Raw genomic sequence first — 12,769 nt, 5'->3', positions numbered from 1 at the left:
TCAGTGCTCCCTGACCAGATCGGCGTACGGGCCGCCGGCGGCCACCAGACTCTCGTGCCGGCCGCGCTCCACGACGGTCCCGTGGTCCAGGACCACGATCTCGTCGCTGTCGCGCACGGTGCTCAGCCGGTGCGCGATCACGACACAGGCACAGCCGCGCCGCCGCAGGTTGTCGATGATGACCCGCTCCGTCTCGGCGTCCAGCGCACTGGTGACCTCGTCCAGGACCAGGATGCTGGGGCGGCGCACGAGTGCCCGGGCGATCTCCAGCCGCTGGCGCTGTCCGCCGGAGAAGTTCCGGCCGTCCTGCTCCACCCGGCTGTGGATGCCGCGCGGGCGGCGGGCGACGACGTCGTACAGCGCCGCGTCCCGCAGGGCCTCGGTCACGGCCTCGTCCGGGACCGAGGGGTCCCACAGCGCCACGTTGTCCCGTACGGTCCCCTCGAAGAGGAAGACGTCCTGGTCGACGAAGGACACGGACGCGGCGAGCGCGCCCCGGGGTATGTCCTCCAGGCGCTGTCCGTCGATACGGATCGTCCCCTCCCACGGGCTGTAGAGACCCGAGATGAGCCGCGATACCGTCGACTTGCCGCTGCCCGACCCGCCGACGAGCGCCACCTGCTGCCCGGGCCCCACCGACAGCGAGAAGCTGGTGAGCAGGGGCTTGTCGAGCGGGCTGTAGCCGAAGGTGATGTCCTCCAGCGTCACATGGCCCTTGAGGCGGCGGGTGCTCGCGGCTGGCTCGCGGCGCGAGTACAGCGGGTCGACCGGGAAGTTCTCGACGTCCTTGAGCCGGGCCACGTCGGCCGCGAAGTCCTGGACCCGGCCCGCCACCCCGTTGAGCCGGGTGACCGGCGCGGTGAAGCGGGTCACCAGCGCCTGGAAGGCGACGAGCAGGCCGATCGAGAGATGCCCCTCGACGGCCCGCAGCCCGCCGATCCACAGGATGAGCGCGCTGTTGAGCGTCGCGAGAGCGGGAGCGACGATGCCCAGCCAGGCGCTCGGCACCCCGAGGCGCTGCTGTTCCTCCAGCGTGGTCGCGTGCTGCCCGGCCCACCTGCGGAAGTACCCGTTCTCGCCTCCCGTCGCCTTCATCGTCTCGATCAACTGGAGCCCGGTGTACGAGGTGTTGGTGAGCCGGGCGCTGTCCGCCCGCAGCTTCTGCGTGCCCACGGCCCGCATCCGTACGACGATGCGCATCGCGACCACGTTGAGCAGCGCGATCCCCACCCCGATCACGGTCAGCTGCGGATCGTAGGTCCACAGCAGGAGTGCGTAGAGGAGGACGACGATGCCGTCCACGCCCGCCGCGGTGAGATCCCGGGCGAGGGTCTCGGCGACGGCGTCGTTCGACTGGAGGCGCTGGACGAGATCGGCGGGGCTGCGCTGCGAGAAGAAGGTGACGGGCAGCCGGAGCAGATGCCGGAAGAAGCGCGCACTGCCGAGCGTGGACGCGATCACGCGCCCACGCAGCAGGTTCGCCTGCTGAAGCCAGGTCAGCACGGCGGTGAGGGCGACCATGCCGCCCATCGCGGTGAACAGCACGCCCAGCAGCGAGGACTGCTCGCCCATCATGAACAAGTCGATATAGGTACGGCTCAGGGCCGGGAGCGTCGCCCCGGCCGCCACCAGCAGCAGGCTGGCCAGCAGGGCGACCAGCATCGTGCCCGTCGTGCCGCGGAGCCGGGCGGGGAGCGCGGCCATCACACCGGGTTTCCGCCCGCCGCGCTCGAAGTCCTCGCCGGGTTCGAGGACGAGGACGACCCCGGTGAAGCTGGTGTCGAAATCCTCGGCGGGCACGAACCGGCGTCCCTTGTCCGGGTCGTTGATCCGCACGCCCCGGCGGCCCAGCCGGCGTGCGGGGCCCTCGTACACCACGTAGTGGTTGAACTCCCAGAACAGGATCGCGGGCGCCCGGACCTCCGCGAGGGCCCCGGGCTCCATCTGCATGCCCTTGGCGCGAAGGCCGTAACTCCGGGCGGCCTTGAGCACGTTGCTGGCCCGCGAGCCGTCTCGCGAGACGCCGCAGGCGATCCGCAGCTCCTCCAGCGGCACATGCCGGCCGTAGTGTCCGAGCACCATCGCCAGCGAGGCGGCACCGCACTCCAGGGCCTCCATCTGGAGCACGGTGGGCGTGTGCACGGTCCTGGTCCGCCCGGGCTTCGGCGCCGGACGCGACCGCCGTCTCCTGCCCCGGGCCGCCTCCGGGCGGTGCCTGCCGTGCCCGGGCGGCGGCAGTTGCCGGGCGGTGGGGGACGGGTGCGGTGCGGTCACGGGAGCAGCCAATCGATCGGGCGCTGGTCGGCGAGACGGACGGAGCCGGTGGCCAGGGTCATGGAGCCGATCGCGTACGGGGGGCCGTCGGCCGAGGACCACCGGTAGCCGGACTTCGTGGAGGCCGAGTGCTCGATCCTCACCAGGACGGCCAACGGCCTGCCGTGGCGGGAGAACTGCTCGCCGAGCTGCGCGTCGCCGAGGAAGCGGGTGATCTGCTGTTCGGTCTGCGCCGTCCTGCCCACCGCGGCCACCCTGCCGCGCAGCACCCCGTACTGCTGGGCGGGCACCGACTGGACGGTGAGGTCGACGGAGGCGCCCACCGGAACCGACGCGGCGCTGCTGCCGGACACGTAGAGGAGGGCGACCAGCGGGTCGCCGGTTCCGTCGATCCGCTCGACGCTCGCCACGTCCGCGCCGGTGGCGACCACGGCGCCGACCGTGGCCGTCACCGAGGTGAGCCGGCCCGCGTCGATCGTGCGGACGACGCGTTCACCCTGCGGCGTACGGACCTTGAGCAGCGGGTGGTTCCGGGGCAGCGTCTCGCCCTCCTCGGCGAGCACCTCGGTGATCTGGCCGGCGACCGGGCTCTGCAGGAGGTAACTGCCGCGCGCGTGCGTGAGGATGCCGGGGGCGTCGAGGGTACTGGCGACGGAGCCCGTCACGGCCCAGAAGCAGGCGGCGGCCATCACGGCGACGGTGACGCAGAGGACGAGCAGGCCCTGCGGGCGGGCGAAGCGCACCGGGAGATCGAGCTGTTCGGGCGACTGCAGTTTGGAAAGGGCCTGTTGGCGGAACTGCACGGAACTCTTCCCTCACCTGTCGGCGCCGAGCCCCGGAACCGCAGGCGGTTCCGGGGCTCGGCGGGGTACTGCCGTGTCTCAGAGACCGGCGGTGAGGCCGGCGGCCAGGCCGGTGACCGCGCCCGTGTTCACGCCGGTGGTGCCCTCGACGAGACCGGTGACCGAGCCGACGACGCCGGCGACCGGGACGATGCCCTCAACGGTGCCCGTGACGTTGCCGACGAGACCGCCGACGAGGCCGCCCGAGACGTTGTCGAGGTCGCTGTCGGAGAGCTCGGCGGTCTCGACCTGGGGGGTGTAGTTCATGATGAGCGCCCTTCGTATGGAAATTGCCTATCCACGGGAACCCGTCGTGCGGTTCCCGTATGGGCCAGGATCAAAGCACGCCCGCGCCTCGCACAGCCAATCGAACTGCGGTGGATCCGTGGTTATGGCGGCGCGGAAATCGAATCACGTGCAGAGGTGTCCATCGCATGGGGGCAGATTCTTCATGAGCTTCACCGGATGAATTCGGCGCCCTCGCAACTTCACGCCTCACGTGGGGCGTGGGCGTCCCATTCATCCCCTGCGCCCGCTCCGACCTGGTCTCCTGCGGCCGGAACGGTGGTCGGTGTGCGTATGCCGTGTGCAGGATTCCGTGACCCGCCTGCCCGCACAATTCCGGGAAGCAGCACGAGGTGTGCCGCCGGGGGAGTGCGCGGGAGTTCCCTATGGCGACGGTGTGAAAATGTGCCGGACTCGCTCGCTCCTGTGCGTCATCTGCGCATGGACGGCGCATTTATGGAGTGTTTCACGGGGGCGTGTGTTCACTCCGTCGCTTTGTCTCCGGATATGTGGAGAAGGTGCGTGCGGACCGCCTCTTTCAGGCCCCGGGGAGGAACAGACAGAAAAGGTGGCCGTGCGGGTCGCGCATGACGCGCACGCGCTCCTGGGGCTGGTGTTCCTCCACGGTGGCGCCCAGGGCGCGAGCCCGCTCGGTCTCCGTCTCCAGGTCGTCGACCTGGATGTCCAGGTGCGCCTGCATCTGCTGAGTGTGCGGGCGTGGGGGCCAGACCGGCGGCGTGTGGTCGGTTTCCCTCTGGAAGCTGAGGCCGGGGCGCTCCTGTCCGGGAGCCCTCAGCCGGACCCAGCCGGGCTCCCGCTCGACCTCCTGCCATCCCAGCAGGGCGCGGTAGAAGTCGGCCAGGGCGGGCGGGTCGGGTGTGCCGAGAACGGTGGCGGCGAACGTCGTCGTCATGCTTCCACTGTGCCCGGAGGGGGCGTACGCACGCATCCGCTCCCCGGGAGCGCGTCGCAGGGCCATCGGTTGTCCCCCCGCGTACGCCGGCCCGCGTCAGGTGCCGGTCCGGCGGAGACCGAGAAGTGTCGCGTCATCGGTGCGGTGCGGACCGTCCAGGTGGGCCACGAGCCGTTCGACGTAGTCCTGGAGCCCGGCGTGGCCGGCGCCCGGGCGGGCTTCCCGGAAGCAGTGCTCCGCCGCCTTCAGGAAGCGCTGTGTGTCCTCGTCCGGGTCGGCCGGACGGCGTTCGGTCAGGCCGTCCGAGAACATCAGGACCAGGTCGCCGACCTCCAGCGGCATGACGCTGGCGCTGTAGACCGTGCCGGGCAGGACGCCCAGCGAGAGCCCGGGACCGTCGTGGGGATCGGGCAGCTGGGTGGCGCGGCCGTCGCGTACCAGGACGGGGCGTGGATGCCCGGCGCAGGTCCAGCGGAGCAGCGCGCGCTCGGGGTGGTAGCGGGCGATGATCGCGGTGGCGGTGGACTCGCTGCCATCGGCGCAGGCCACCTCGTTGAGCCACTGCGTCAGCTGCTCGACGGGCCTCTCGGTGTAGGCCAGACCTGCGAGCGCGTACCTCAGCTTGGCCATCAGGGTGGTCGCTTCCAGGCCGTGGCCGCGGGCATCGCCGAGCGCGATCAGGAGGCGGCCGTCGGGCAGCTTGCGGGCCTTGTACCAGTCCCCGCCGACTCCGGCCTCGCGGGCGTCGGGGCGGTAGACGGCCGCCGCGTCGAGGCCGTACGGGGCCAGCTCGTCCTGGAAGTGGGGCAGCACCGCCTCGCGCAGGATGCCGGCGATCTCCGCGACGGCTTCGGCGCGCTCGTGCTCGCGGTGCGCCTCGTGCACGGCGCGCCGTGCCGCCTCGCGCCGCCGCCGGTCGGTGGTGACGTCGGTGAGGACGGCCCGCACGGCCCACACCAGGCTGCCGGGAGCGATGCGCACGGGCTCGGCGACCATGCGCAGCACGCGCTCGCCGGTGTTGCGCAGGCGCAGCTCGCATTCGGAGGTGCGCTTGCGCAGGATGACGTCGTACAGCGTCTGGTAGAGAGCGGGCAGGCTCTCCGGCAGGGCGGCCGTGGCCAGATCGAACAGGCGGGGCACCGGGGTGTCGGCGCCCAGGCCGAGCACCTGACGGCATCCGCGGGAGGCCTCGAAGCCGTCGTCTCCGAGGTTCCACTCCACCCAGCACGTGCGCACCAGCCGCTGGGCGGCGTCAGCCATACGGAGCCGGTTGCTCCGTTCCCAGGTGAGCAGGAGGTGATCCCCGCAGGGAGCGACACGGGCCTCGTCGTTGACCCGGACGGGCCCCGAATGCGTGCTCGCGAGCCACTCCACCATTTCGGGCCCCTGCCGCGCGCCCTGGCGGTACGCGTCGGTCAGCAGCCGGGGGATCGCCGTTCGGGCAAGGTCGGGGAAGCGTTCGAACAGCGAGAACGTATCGCCCCGCGGGGGCACCGACCCCGGGGTGAACCGGATGGCGCCGTAGGCCCTGGCCATGGCGTTCTGCGCCGGGCAGAGGGCGTCCTGGAGCGCGCCGTCCTCGCCGAAGACGGGGGTCAGCAGCAGGGCCGCCACCGGGAGCGCGTCGAGCACCTCCTGCCCGGAGGGCGGGAGGGAGGACGCCGCGGGCGGCGGGGCCGAGCGTGCGGGGGTGGCGGAGCCGGCCCCGGAGAGCTCGGCATAGGTCCTGATCCGGCACCGCTGCCGCTCCAACAGCTGTTTGATCGCCTGCAGTTCCAGACGGGAACGCACGCCTCCCACCGAGGGGGGATCGTTCACAGGCATAGCTGTCCTTTCGGCGCGGGGTGTGCGAGCGGCGCCGGGAACAGCATCGACGCGAGGGGCCGGGGCCGCCAGCCGGTGTGGGCCGGGTGGCGGCCCCGGCGGTTCCCGCGTGGGGCGAGGGGGCCGGGCCTCGGTGTCCGAGTGCGAATGAGTGGGGTCGTGTGCGGGTGATCCGTCCCGCGCCGGGCGCCCCGGATCCCGCACCCGCGCCGGGACCCGAGCCGCCGACGGCGTACCTCCCCGCCTCCCGCCCGGCTGGTCGACCGGGGCGGGAGGCGGCCTTCGCGGCCCAGGGCGGCCACAACGCCGAGCCCCGCACCCACAACGACCTCGGCCCGTTCTTACGGGCGGCGGGTCCGGTTGCCGTTCCGTTTCGCCGCCGGCGACGTCGGCACCGCGCAAGGCGCCGGCGGCGGGCTCCCCCTGACCGCGCGATGGGGTGCGGGCGCTGCCGACGGGCAGCGGAGGGAGCGGCGGCGCCCGGCCTCAGCGGAACGCGGCGACATTGCGGGCGGCCCAGTCGGCGAAGGGGCGCGCGGGGCGTCCGAGGACCTGCCGGACATCCGGGCTGACGCGCAGTTCGGCCGGGTTCGGGGAGCCGATGATGTCCAGCGTGTCGTCGGCGAGCTCCGCCGGCATGCTCCGGGCCATGGCGGCCCTGGCCTCGCCGCGGGTGAGCTCGTGAAACCTCACGGGCGAGCCCAGGGCGGCGGCGATGGCTTCCGCCTGTCCGCGGGGGGTGATCACCTCTGGACCGGTCAGCTCGTAGATGCCGCCGGTGTGCCGGTCGTCCAGCAGGCAGGCCGCCGCGACGGCCGCGATGTCCGCCGGGTCGACGACCGGTACCCCGACATCGCCGAAGGGGGCGGCCACGGTCCGGTGCGTACGTACCGACTCGGCCCACCACAGGGCGTTGGAGGCGAAGCCGCCCGGCCGCAGGATGACCCATGCCAGCCCGGACTCCCGCAGCGTGTCCTCCAGCGCGCGCATGGCGATGCGTGTCTGACCGGAGGGCCTGGTCACCACACCCAGGGTGGAGAGCAGGACGACCCGGCGGACCCCCGAGGCGTGGGCTTCCCGGATGATGTCGGCAGGGTGGGCTCCGGGGGCGTGCACATCGCCCGACAGCAGCAGGAACAGCGACTTCGCCCCGGCCAGCGCGGGCTTCAGGCCGGCCGGATCGGCCAGGTCGGCCACCACGTGGCGGACGCCGTCCGGCACCGCCGCCGCGTGCCGCGACACCGTCGTGACCTCCTGACCCGCCTCGGCCAACGCCTGCGTCAACGGCCGTCCGATGTTTCCCGTGGCCCCGGTGACAACGATCATGATCTGCTCCTTCGTGGGTGTTTCCTGTCCTCCGCACGCTAGGAGAGGGGCTAACATTTCGTAAGGACATACCTTTGGGTAAGGTCAGGGCATGAGGGAGAGCGTGCAGCACGGAGCGGGTGGGCCGGGGCGACGGTATGACGTGTTTCACACCGAGTGCCCCGCGCGCGAGGTGGTCGACCATGTGACCAGCAGGTGGGGCATCTGGGTGCTGATCTCCCTGCGAAGCGGCGGTCTCCGGTTCTTCGAACTCCGGGAGAGCATCCAGGGCGTCAGCGAGAAGATGCTCGCCCAGACCCTGCGGGGGCTGGTCCGGGACGGCCTGGTGTGGCGGGAGGTCGAGCCGACGGTGCCGCCTCAGGTCACTTACGGGCTGACCGAGTTCGGCACGGAGGTCGGCGAGCCGCTGACGGAACTGTTCGACCGGATCACCCGGCGGATGTCGCCGGGCGGCACCGTGTAGTGCGGGGCGGCTGGGGCTTCTTCCGCGCCGCACCACCGGCAGCCGTGCCGGCCGGCGCGCCGGTCGGCCCGCCCGGGCCCGCCTTCCGCGGCGCCTGCGGGGCTCCTGCGTGAACTGCCGGACGGCCGCGGCTTGCAGCAGTGCCGCGCAAGCGATGAGCCCTCCTGAATCTCCGCCGTTCACATAGGCGTGCGCGGCGTCGGCGACGAGTACGGGGGAGGCCAGGGCGGTCACCGCGGATATGGCCACGTTGATGCGATCGGTCAACCGCGCCGTGTGCCGCCTCGGCCGCCCTTCTGTCCGCGGGGGCGGGGCGCGGAGCCGGGCGCACGCGAAGAGCGGCGTCGAGGGTGCGGGCGCCGGAGCCCGCACACGGCCCCCATCAGCCCGAATCCCCGCAGGGGCCTCACCCGGCCGGGACCGGCTGGGTGAGGTTCACCGGGTTGCCGTCGGGGTCCTGGACATGGGCGACGCGCTGGCCCCACGGCATGTCCGTGGGGCCGCCGCGGACGGATCCGCCCAGCGCCTCCACTCGGCCGAGTGCCTCGTCGACGTCGTCGACGGCGATGCTGAGGAGGATCCGCGGCGTCCCCCCCGGCCCCGCGTCCGACTTGGCCACCAGGCCGAGGTCGGTGTCGCCGATGCGCAGGCCGAGGTAGAAGACCGGTCCCTTCGCCGGTACCCGGAAGATCTCCTTGGCGCCGAACAGTTGCGTGTAGAAGCCGACCAGTACGTCGTGGTCGGCGGTCACGATCACCGGCTGGATGGTGGACATGGCACTCCTTGCGAGAACGGGTCGTGCCAGGGCAGACCGTTCGAGAACGCTGAACTCATCGGTGAAAGCCGCTTCGCCCGGCGACTGCGCCACAAGCTGCCGTCCGCGAGCGGCGTGAGCACCCCGAAGGGGCGAGTGCGCCCCGGGGCCCGCGGCGCGGCCGTGCCGGCGCCCGCCGCTCACTCTTCGGGCCGTTCTATTGACAGTACGCCGTCATGTCGCTGAGATGAATGGGAGCGCTCCCATTTTTGAACTGTCCTACGGTTCCCCCCACCCGAGGAGGCGCACATGCCGATCCTTCGCACGCGATTACTGCGCACACAGCTCTGGACAGCGGCCGGGGCCGCTCTCGCGCTGGCCCTGTCCCTCTTGGCCGTGGCGCCCGCCAGCGGCTCAGCCGTGGCGTCCGGATGCCGAGTCCACTACACCGTCAACGAATGGGCCGGCGGCTTCACCGCCCAAGTGGGCGTCACCCACACCGGTTCCGCGCTCAGTGGCTGGCGGCTGACGTGGACGTACGAAGGCGACCGTCACGTCACCTCCGCCTGGAACGCTTCCGTCACCCAGGCCGGCCATTCCGTGACCGCCGTCAACACGGCCTGGAACGGGGCGCTGGCCGACGGCGGTTCCGTCGAGTTCGGGCTGCAGGGGACGTGGCAGGCGGCCGGCTCGGCGCCCACCGACTTCGCCCTCAACGGCGTGCCGTGCGGCGGCGACGGCACCACGCCGCCGATCACACCGCCCCCCACGACGCCCCCGCCGACGACACCACCCCCCACCACGCCGCCCTCCGCGGAGTGCGGCGACGCGGCCGTCTGCGAGGACTTCGAGGACCAGGTCGGCCCGGCGCCCGCCGGGAACTGGCGGGTCACCGCGCCCGACTGCCAGGGCACGGGCACGGCCACCGTCGACACGGCGGTCGCGCACAGCGGCTCGCGGTCGCTGCGGCTGGACGGGCGGGCCGGGTACTGCAACCACGCCTTCGTGGCCGCCACCGCGGACCTCTCGTCGGTCGGGCCGGTGCTGCACGTCCGGATGTGGGTGCGGCACACCACCGCGCTCCCGGCCGCGCACGTCACCTTCGTATCGATGCCGGACAGCTCCCAGAGCGGCAGGGCGCTGCGGATCGGCGGACAGAACGGCGCCCTGCAGTGGAACCGGGAGAGCGACGACGCCACCCTCCCGGCACAGAGCCCGGTCGGGGTGGGCCTGAGCAGGCCGCTGCCGACGGGCAGTTGGCAATGCCTGCGGTTCGCCGTCGACACCTCGGCGCCGGGACTCGACACCTGGCTCAACGAGGAGCGGGTGCCGGGGCTGCACGCCGACGGCGTGCCCACGCAGGACATCGACCAGCAATGGCTCGCGCGGACCACTCCGCCGAGGCCCACCGCCCTGCGGCTGGGCTGGGAGAGTTACGGGACCGGGGACGACACCCTGTGGTTCGACGACGTGGTCGTCGGCTCCACGCCGGTCGGCTGCTGAAGGCCGGTCGCCCGAAGGCCGGCTGCTGACGGCCGGCCTTCGGCGACCTGCTGCTCCGCGAGCGGACGATGAGCTGGGCGGCCTGCACGGAGGGGCCGGCCACGGCGCGCTCCGGGGGCGGAGCCTGTCGGCCCGTCAGCGGTCCGGCGCCCCGGATCGCCGACGTGGGCGGCCGGCACCCCAGGGGAGGCGAGCCCCCGGCTGCGAGCTCTGTTAAAGCCCGCATAAGATCGCGTCGATCGGCCAGGGGGGTCGGATCTTTGAGGGCCTCTGGGGGCGACGCCGTGGGTGTCATTGTGGGTGCGATTGTTGCGGTACTCGTGGTCGGGGGCGGGTGGTGGGTCGTCCGGACCTACAACCGGCTCGTACGGCTGCGGAATCAGACACAGGCTTCGTGGGCGCAGATCGATGTGCAGTTGAAGCGGCGGCATGAGCTGATACCGAATCTCGTCGAGGGGGCGCGCGGTTACGCCGCTCACGAGCGCGGCACCTTCGAAGCGGTCACCGCCGCGCGCGGGGAGGCCCTGAGCGGCGGGCTCGGTGTCACGGAGCGGGCGGCCGCCGAGGACGCGCTCACCGCGACGCTGGGGAGGCTGTTCGCGCTCGGGGAGAGTTACCCGGAGCTCAAGGCGGATCAGCACTTCAGCACGGTGCAGGACGAGCTGAGAACGGCGGAGGACAAGATCGCGTACGCGCGGCAGTTCTACAACAGCGCCGTGCAGAGTTACCACACCGCCCTGGAGAGCTTCCCCGGCAACATCGTTGCCGGGCTGGGCGGCGCGCACGGGCGGCGGGAGTACTTCGAGGCCCCCGGCGCGGCGCAGGACCCGGTCCAGGTGAGATTCGCGTGACGCACATCGAACAGCTCTACTGGGGCGGCGCCGCGCTGATCGTGCTCTGGCTCGTCGCCTTCGGGCTCGCGCTGGTCGCCACCCGCAACGGCGTGGTCACGCCGGGGCCCGCGACCCAGGAGTTCGGGGACGCCCCCGAATCGCCCGCCGTGGTCAGCCTGCTCGGCAACGGCTGGCGAGGCGTGCGGTACGCCGCGGCGGCCACCCTGCTGGACCTCGCGGCCCGCGGGTTCCTGGAGCTGCGGCAGCCGGGCGACGACCCGGCCCGCAGCAGCGTGCACGTCACCGAGGCCGGCCGGACGGCGACGGGTCTGATGCCGTACGAGCAGCGGGTACTGGCCCGCGTCGCCGCCCGCGCGGCGAACGGCGCCGCACCCATCGGGGCGATCGCCTTCCGTGACGACAAGCGCGCCGCCGCCTGGAACGCGGAGCTGCGCAAGGAGATCATCGCCGAGGCCCGGCTGCGGGGCCTGTCCCGGTTCCGGTACCCGCGCCTGCTGGCCAGTGCCCTGATGTTCAGTGCCTTCGTGCCCGGTGCGCTGTTCACCGTGGCCGCCGTCATGGGAGGTCACAACCTGCGTGCCGCGTTCGCGGTCGGCGCGGCGCCCGCCGCCGTGCTGATCTTCCTGCTCGCCAAGTCGGTGGGCGAGCGGGCGACACCGCAGGGCCTGGAACGCGCCGGGCACTGGGCCGGGCTGCGAGCCTGGCTGACGGCGCACGACGACTTCGCCCGGCTGCCGCCCGCGGCCGTGACGGTCTGGGACCGCTATCTCGCGTACGGGACCGCGCTCGGCGTCACCAGCCTGACCGGCCGGCTCCTCGGCTTCGACTCCGGTGACCGGCGACGCGTCTGGTCCTCCTACGGAGGGACCTGGCGGCCGGTGCGGATCCGCTACCCGAGGCTGCGTCCCGGGTTCGGCGCTTCGACGAGCCGGCTGCTGTACCTGGCGGCGGGGGCGGGTGTGGTCGCGGCCGCACTCTGCGCCTTCGCGGTGCTGCGGCAGCCCGACTGGTCGGTCGTGGCCGACGCGCACGGCGACGGCTCGCTGCGCCGGCCGGGACTGGTGCTGAGCGCCGGCTGGGTGGTCAGCGTCCTGCTCGGCCTGGTGGTGGCGGGCAGGATCAGCCGCTGGACGCTGCTCGCGGCGTTCCTGGCGATGATGCCCGGCAACTTCGTGAGCGGCAGCCACGGCTGGTTCGTCGACGCGGCGGCCCAGGAGGGGCCCCTGCCCGTCGAAGTCGTGGCGATCACGGTCTTCGGCGCCCTGACGGTGTTCTTCCTGGTGCTCGCCTGCCTGGAGCGGCGTGAGCCCGACACGATCACCGGTGAGGTGCTGCGCATGGAGGCGCGCAAGGGCGAGGGGGCGGCCCGCTTCCTGGTCCTCGACGAGGGGGACACGGACCTGACCACCGCCTGGGCGCTGCCCGCGGCCTCGCAGGGCATCGCGACCGGAGCGCAGGTGCGGCTCAGGGTCTCGCGGGGCACCCGCGTCATCCGCTCCGCGGAGCTCGTGAAGGCCGCGATGCCGGGGGGCGACCGCGTGAAGCCCGTGCGGCAGGACGCCTCCTGACGAAGTGGCTGTGCCGGAGCGCCCCCGGTGGGGCGCTCCGGACGCCGGGTGGCGGACCGGAGCCGGACTCCGGGGCGGCAGGGCCGCGTGCGGCGGGGAAGCGGTCCCGGGCGCCCGGTCCGTCACCCGCTTTGCGCTGCCGTACCGCCCTGCGGATAGTTTG

The 12,769-nt window shown here is 72.7% G+C and carries 11 protein-coding genes; 4 read left to right on the top strand and 7 right to left on the bottom strand.

The annotated features are described in order from the left end of the window. From E6R60_RS10230 to E6R60_RS10205, 6 genes are all read right to left on the bottom strand, one after another. Entirely contained in the window at window positions 1-2,274 is a 2,274-nt protein-coding gene (locus E6R60_RS10230; protein WP_136326161.1) for an NHLP family bacteriocin export ABC transporter peptidase/permease/ATPase subunit, read from the bottom strand. Then, a complete protein-coding gene (locus tag E6R60_RS10225) occupies window positions 2,271-3,077 on the bottom strand; it encodes an HlyD family efflux transporter periplasmic adaptor subunit (RefSeq protein ID WP_136326160.1) in 807 nt (268 codons plus the stop codon). The genes E6R60_RS10230 and E6R60_RS10225 overlap by 4 nt, the downstream gene beginning before the upstream one ends. A gap of 78 nt (window positions 3,078-3,155) precedes the next feature. Next, window positions 3,156-3,383: a type A2 lantipeptide gene (locus E6R60_RS10220; RefSeq protein WP_136326159.1), complete on the bottom strand. Its 228-nt coding sequence runs from the start codon at window positions 3,381-3,383 to the stop codon at window positions 3,156-3,158. 556 nt (window positions 3,384-3,939) lie between these two features. After that, window positions 3,940-4,314 (bottom strand): VOC family protein, encoded by a 375-nt coding sequence (locus E6R60_RS10215; RefSeq protein WP_136326158.1) that lies wholly within the window; start codon window positions 4,312-4,314, stop codon window positions 3,940-3,942. 96 nt (window positions 4,315-4,410) lie between these two features. After that, window positions 4,411-6,138, bottom strand: a complete 1,728-nt coding sequence (locus E6R60_RS10210; RefSeq protein WP_136326157.1) for a PP2C family protein-serine/threonine phosphatase — start codon at window positions 6,136-6,138, stop codon at window positions 4,411-4,413. A gap of 486 nt (window positions 6,139-6,624) precedes the next feature. Beyond that, entirely contained in the window at window positions 6,625-7,464 is an 840-nt protein-coding gene (locus E6R60_RS10205) for an NAD(P)H-binding protein (protein WP_136326156.1), read from the bottom strand. Window positions 7,465-7,555: 91 nt separating this feature from the next. Here E6R60_RS10205 and E6R60_RS10200 point away from each other — a divergent pair, with 91 nt between their 5' ends. Continuing rightward, window positions 7,556-7,927, top strand: coding sequence for a helix-turn-helix domain-containing protein (locus E6R60_RS10200; RefSeq protein ID WP_136326155.1), 372 nt, complete (start codon window positions 7,556-7,558; stop codon window positions 7,925-7,927). 406 nt (window positions 7,928-8,333) lie between these two features. Here the strand turns inward: E6R60_RS10200 and E6R60_RS10195 are convergent, their stop codons facing one another. Then, a complete protein-coding gene (locus E6R60_RS10195; protein ID WP_136326154.1) occupies window positions 8,334-8,702 on the bottom strand; it encodes a VOC family protein in 369 nt (122 codons plus the stop codon). A gap of 288 nt (window positions 8,703-8,990) precedes the next feature. Here E6R60_RS10195 and E6R60_RS10190 point away from each other — a divergent pair, with 288 nt between their 5' ends. From E6R60_RS10190 to E6R60_RS10180, 3 genes are all read left to right on the top strand, one after another. Beyond that, window positions 8,991-10,184 carry a cellulose-binding domain-containing protein gene (locus tag E6R60_RS10190; RefSeq protein WP_136326153.1) on the top strand — a complete coding sequence of 398 codons (1,194 nt, stop codon included), beginning with the start codon at window positions 8,991-8,993 and terminating at the stop codon, window positions 10,182-10,184. Between the two features lie 296 nt (window positions 10,185-10,480). After that, window positions 10,481-11,035 carry a LemA family protein gene (locus E6R60_RS10185; RefSeq protein ID WP_206309365.1) on the top strand — a complete coding sequence of 185 codons (555 nt, stop codon included), beginning with the start codon at window positions 10,481-10,483 and terminating at the stop codon, window positions 11,033-11,035. Beyond that, a complete protein-coding gene (locus E6R60_RS10180) occupies window positions 11,032-12,606 on the top strand; it encodes a DUF2207 domain-containing protein (protein ID WP_136326151.1) in 1,575 nt (524 codons plus the stop codon). Before E6R60_RS10185 ends, E6R60_RS10180 begins: the two co-directional genes overlap by 4 nt. Window positions 12,607-12,769 lie beyond the last annotated feature (163 nt).

The sequence above is a fragment of the Streptomyces sp. A0642 genome, assembly GCF_004795105.1.
Classification (GTDB): Bacteria; Actinomycetota; Actinomycetes; order Streptomycetales; family Streptomycetaceae; genus Streptomyces.
This window is presented reverse-complemented; position numbering and strand designations above follow the sequence as displayed.

Bases quoted from the DNA above. Each gene is read 5' to 3' on its own strand.
- E6R60_RS10220 (WP_136326159.1), bottom strand. From the start codon at position 3,383: ATGAACTACACCCCCCAGGTCGAGACCGCCGAGCTCTCCGACAGCGAC.
- E6R60_RS10215 (WP_136326158.1), bottom strand. From the start codon at position 4,314: ATGACGACGACGTTCGCCGCCACCGTTCTCGGCACACCCGACCCGCCC.
- E6R60_RS10210 (WP_136326157.1), bottom strand. From the start codon at position 6,138: ATGCCTGTGAACGATCCCCCCTCGGTGGGAGGCGTGCGTTCCCGTCTG.
- E6R60_RS10205 (WP_136326156.1), bottom strand. From the start codon at position 7,464: ATGATCGTTGTCACCGGGGCCACGGGAAACATCGGACGGCCGTTGACG.
- E6R60_RS10200 (WP_136326155.1), top strand. From the start codon at position 7,556: ATGAGGGAGAGCGTGCAGCACGGAGCGGGTGGGCCGGGGCGACGGTAT.
- E6R60_RS10195 (WP_136326154.1), bottom strand. From the start codon at position 8,702: ATGTCCACCATCCAGCCGGTGATCGTGACCGCCGACCACGACGTACTG.
- E6R60_RS10190 (WP_136326153.1), top strand. From the start codon at position 8,991: ATGCCGATCCTTCGCACGCGATTACTGCGCACACAGCTCTGGACAGCG.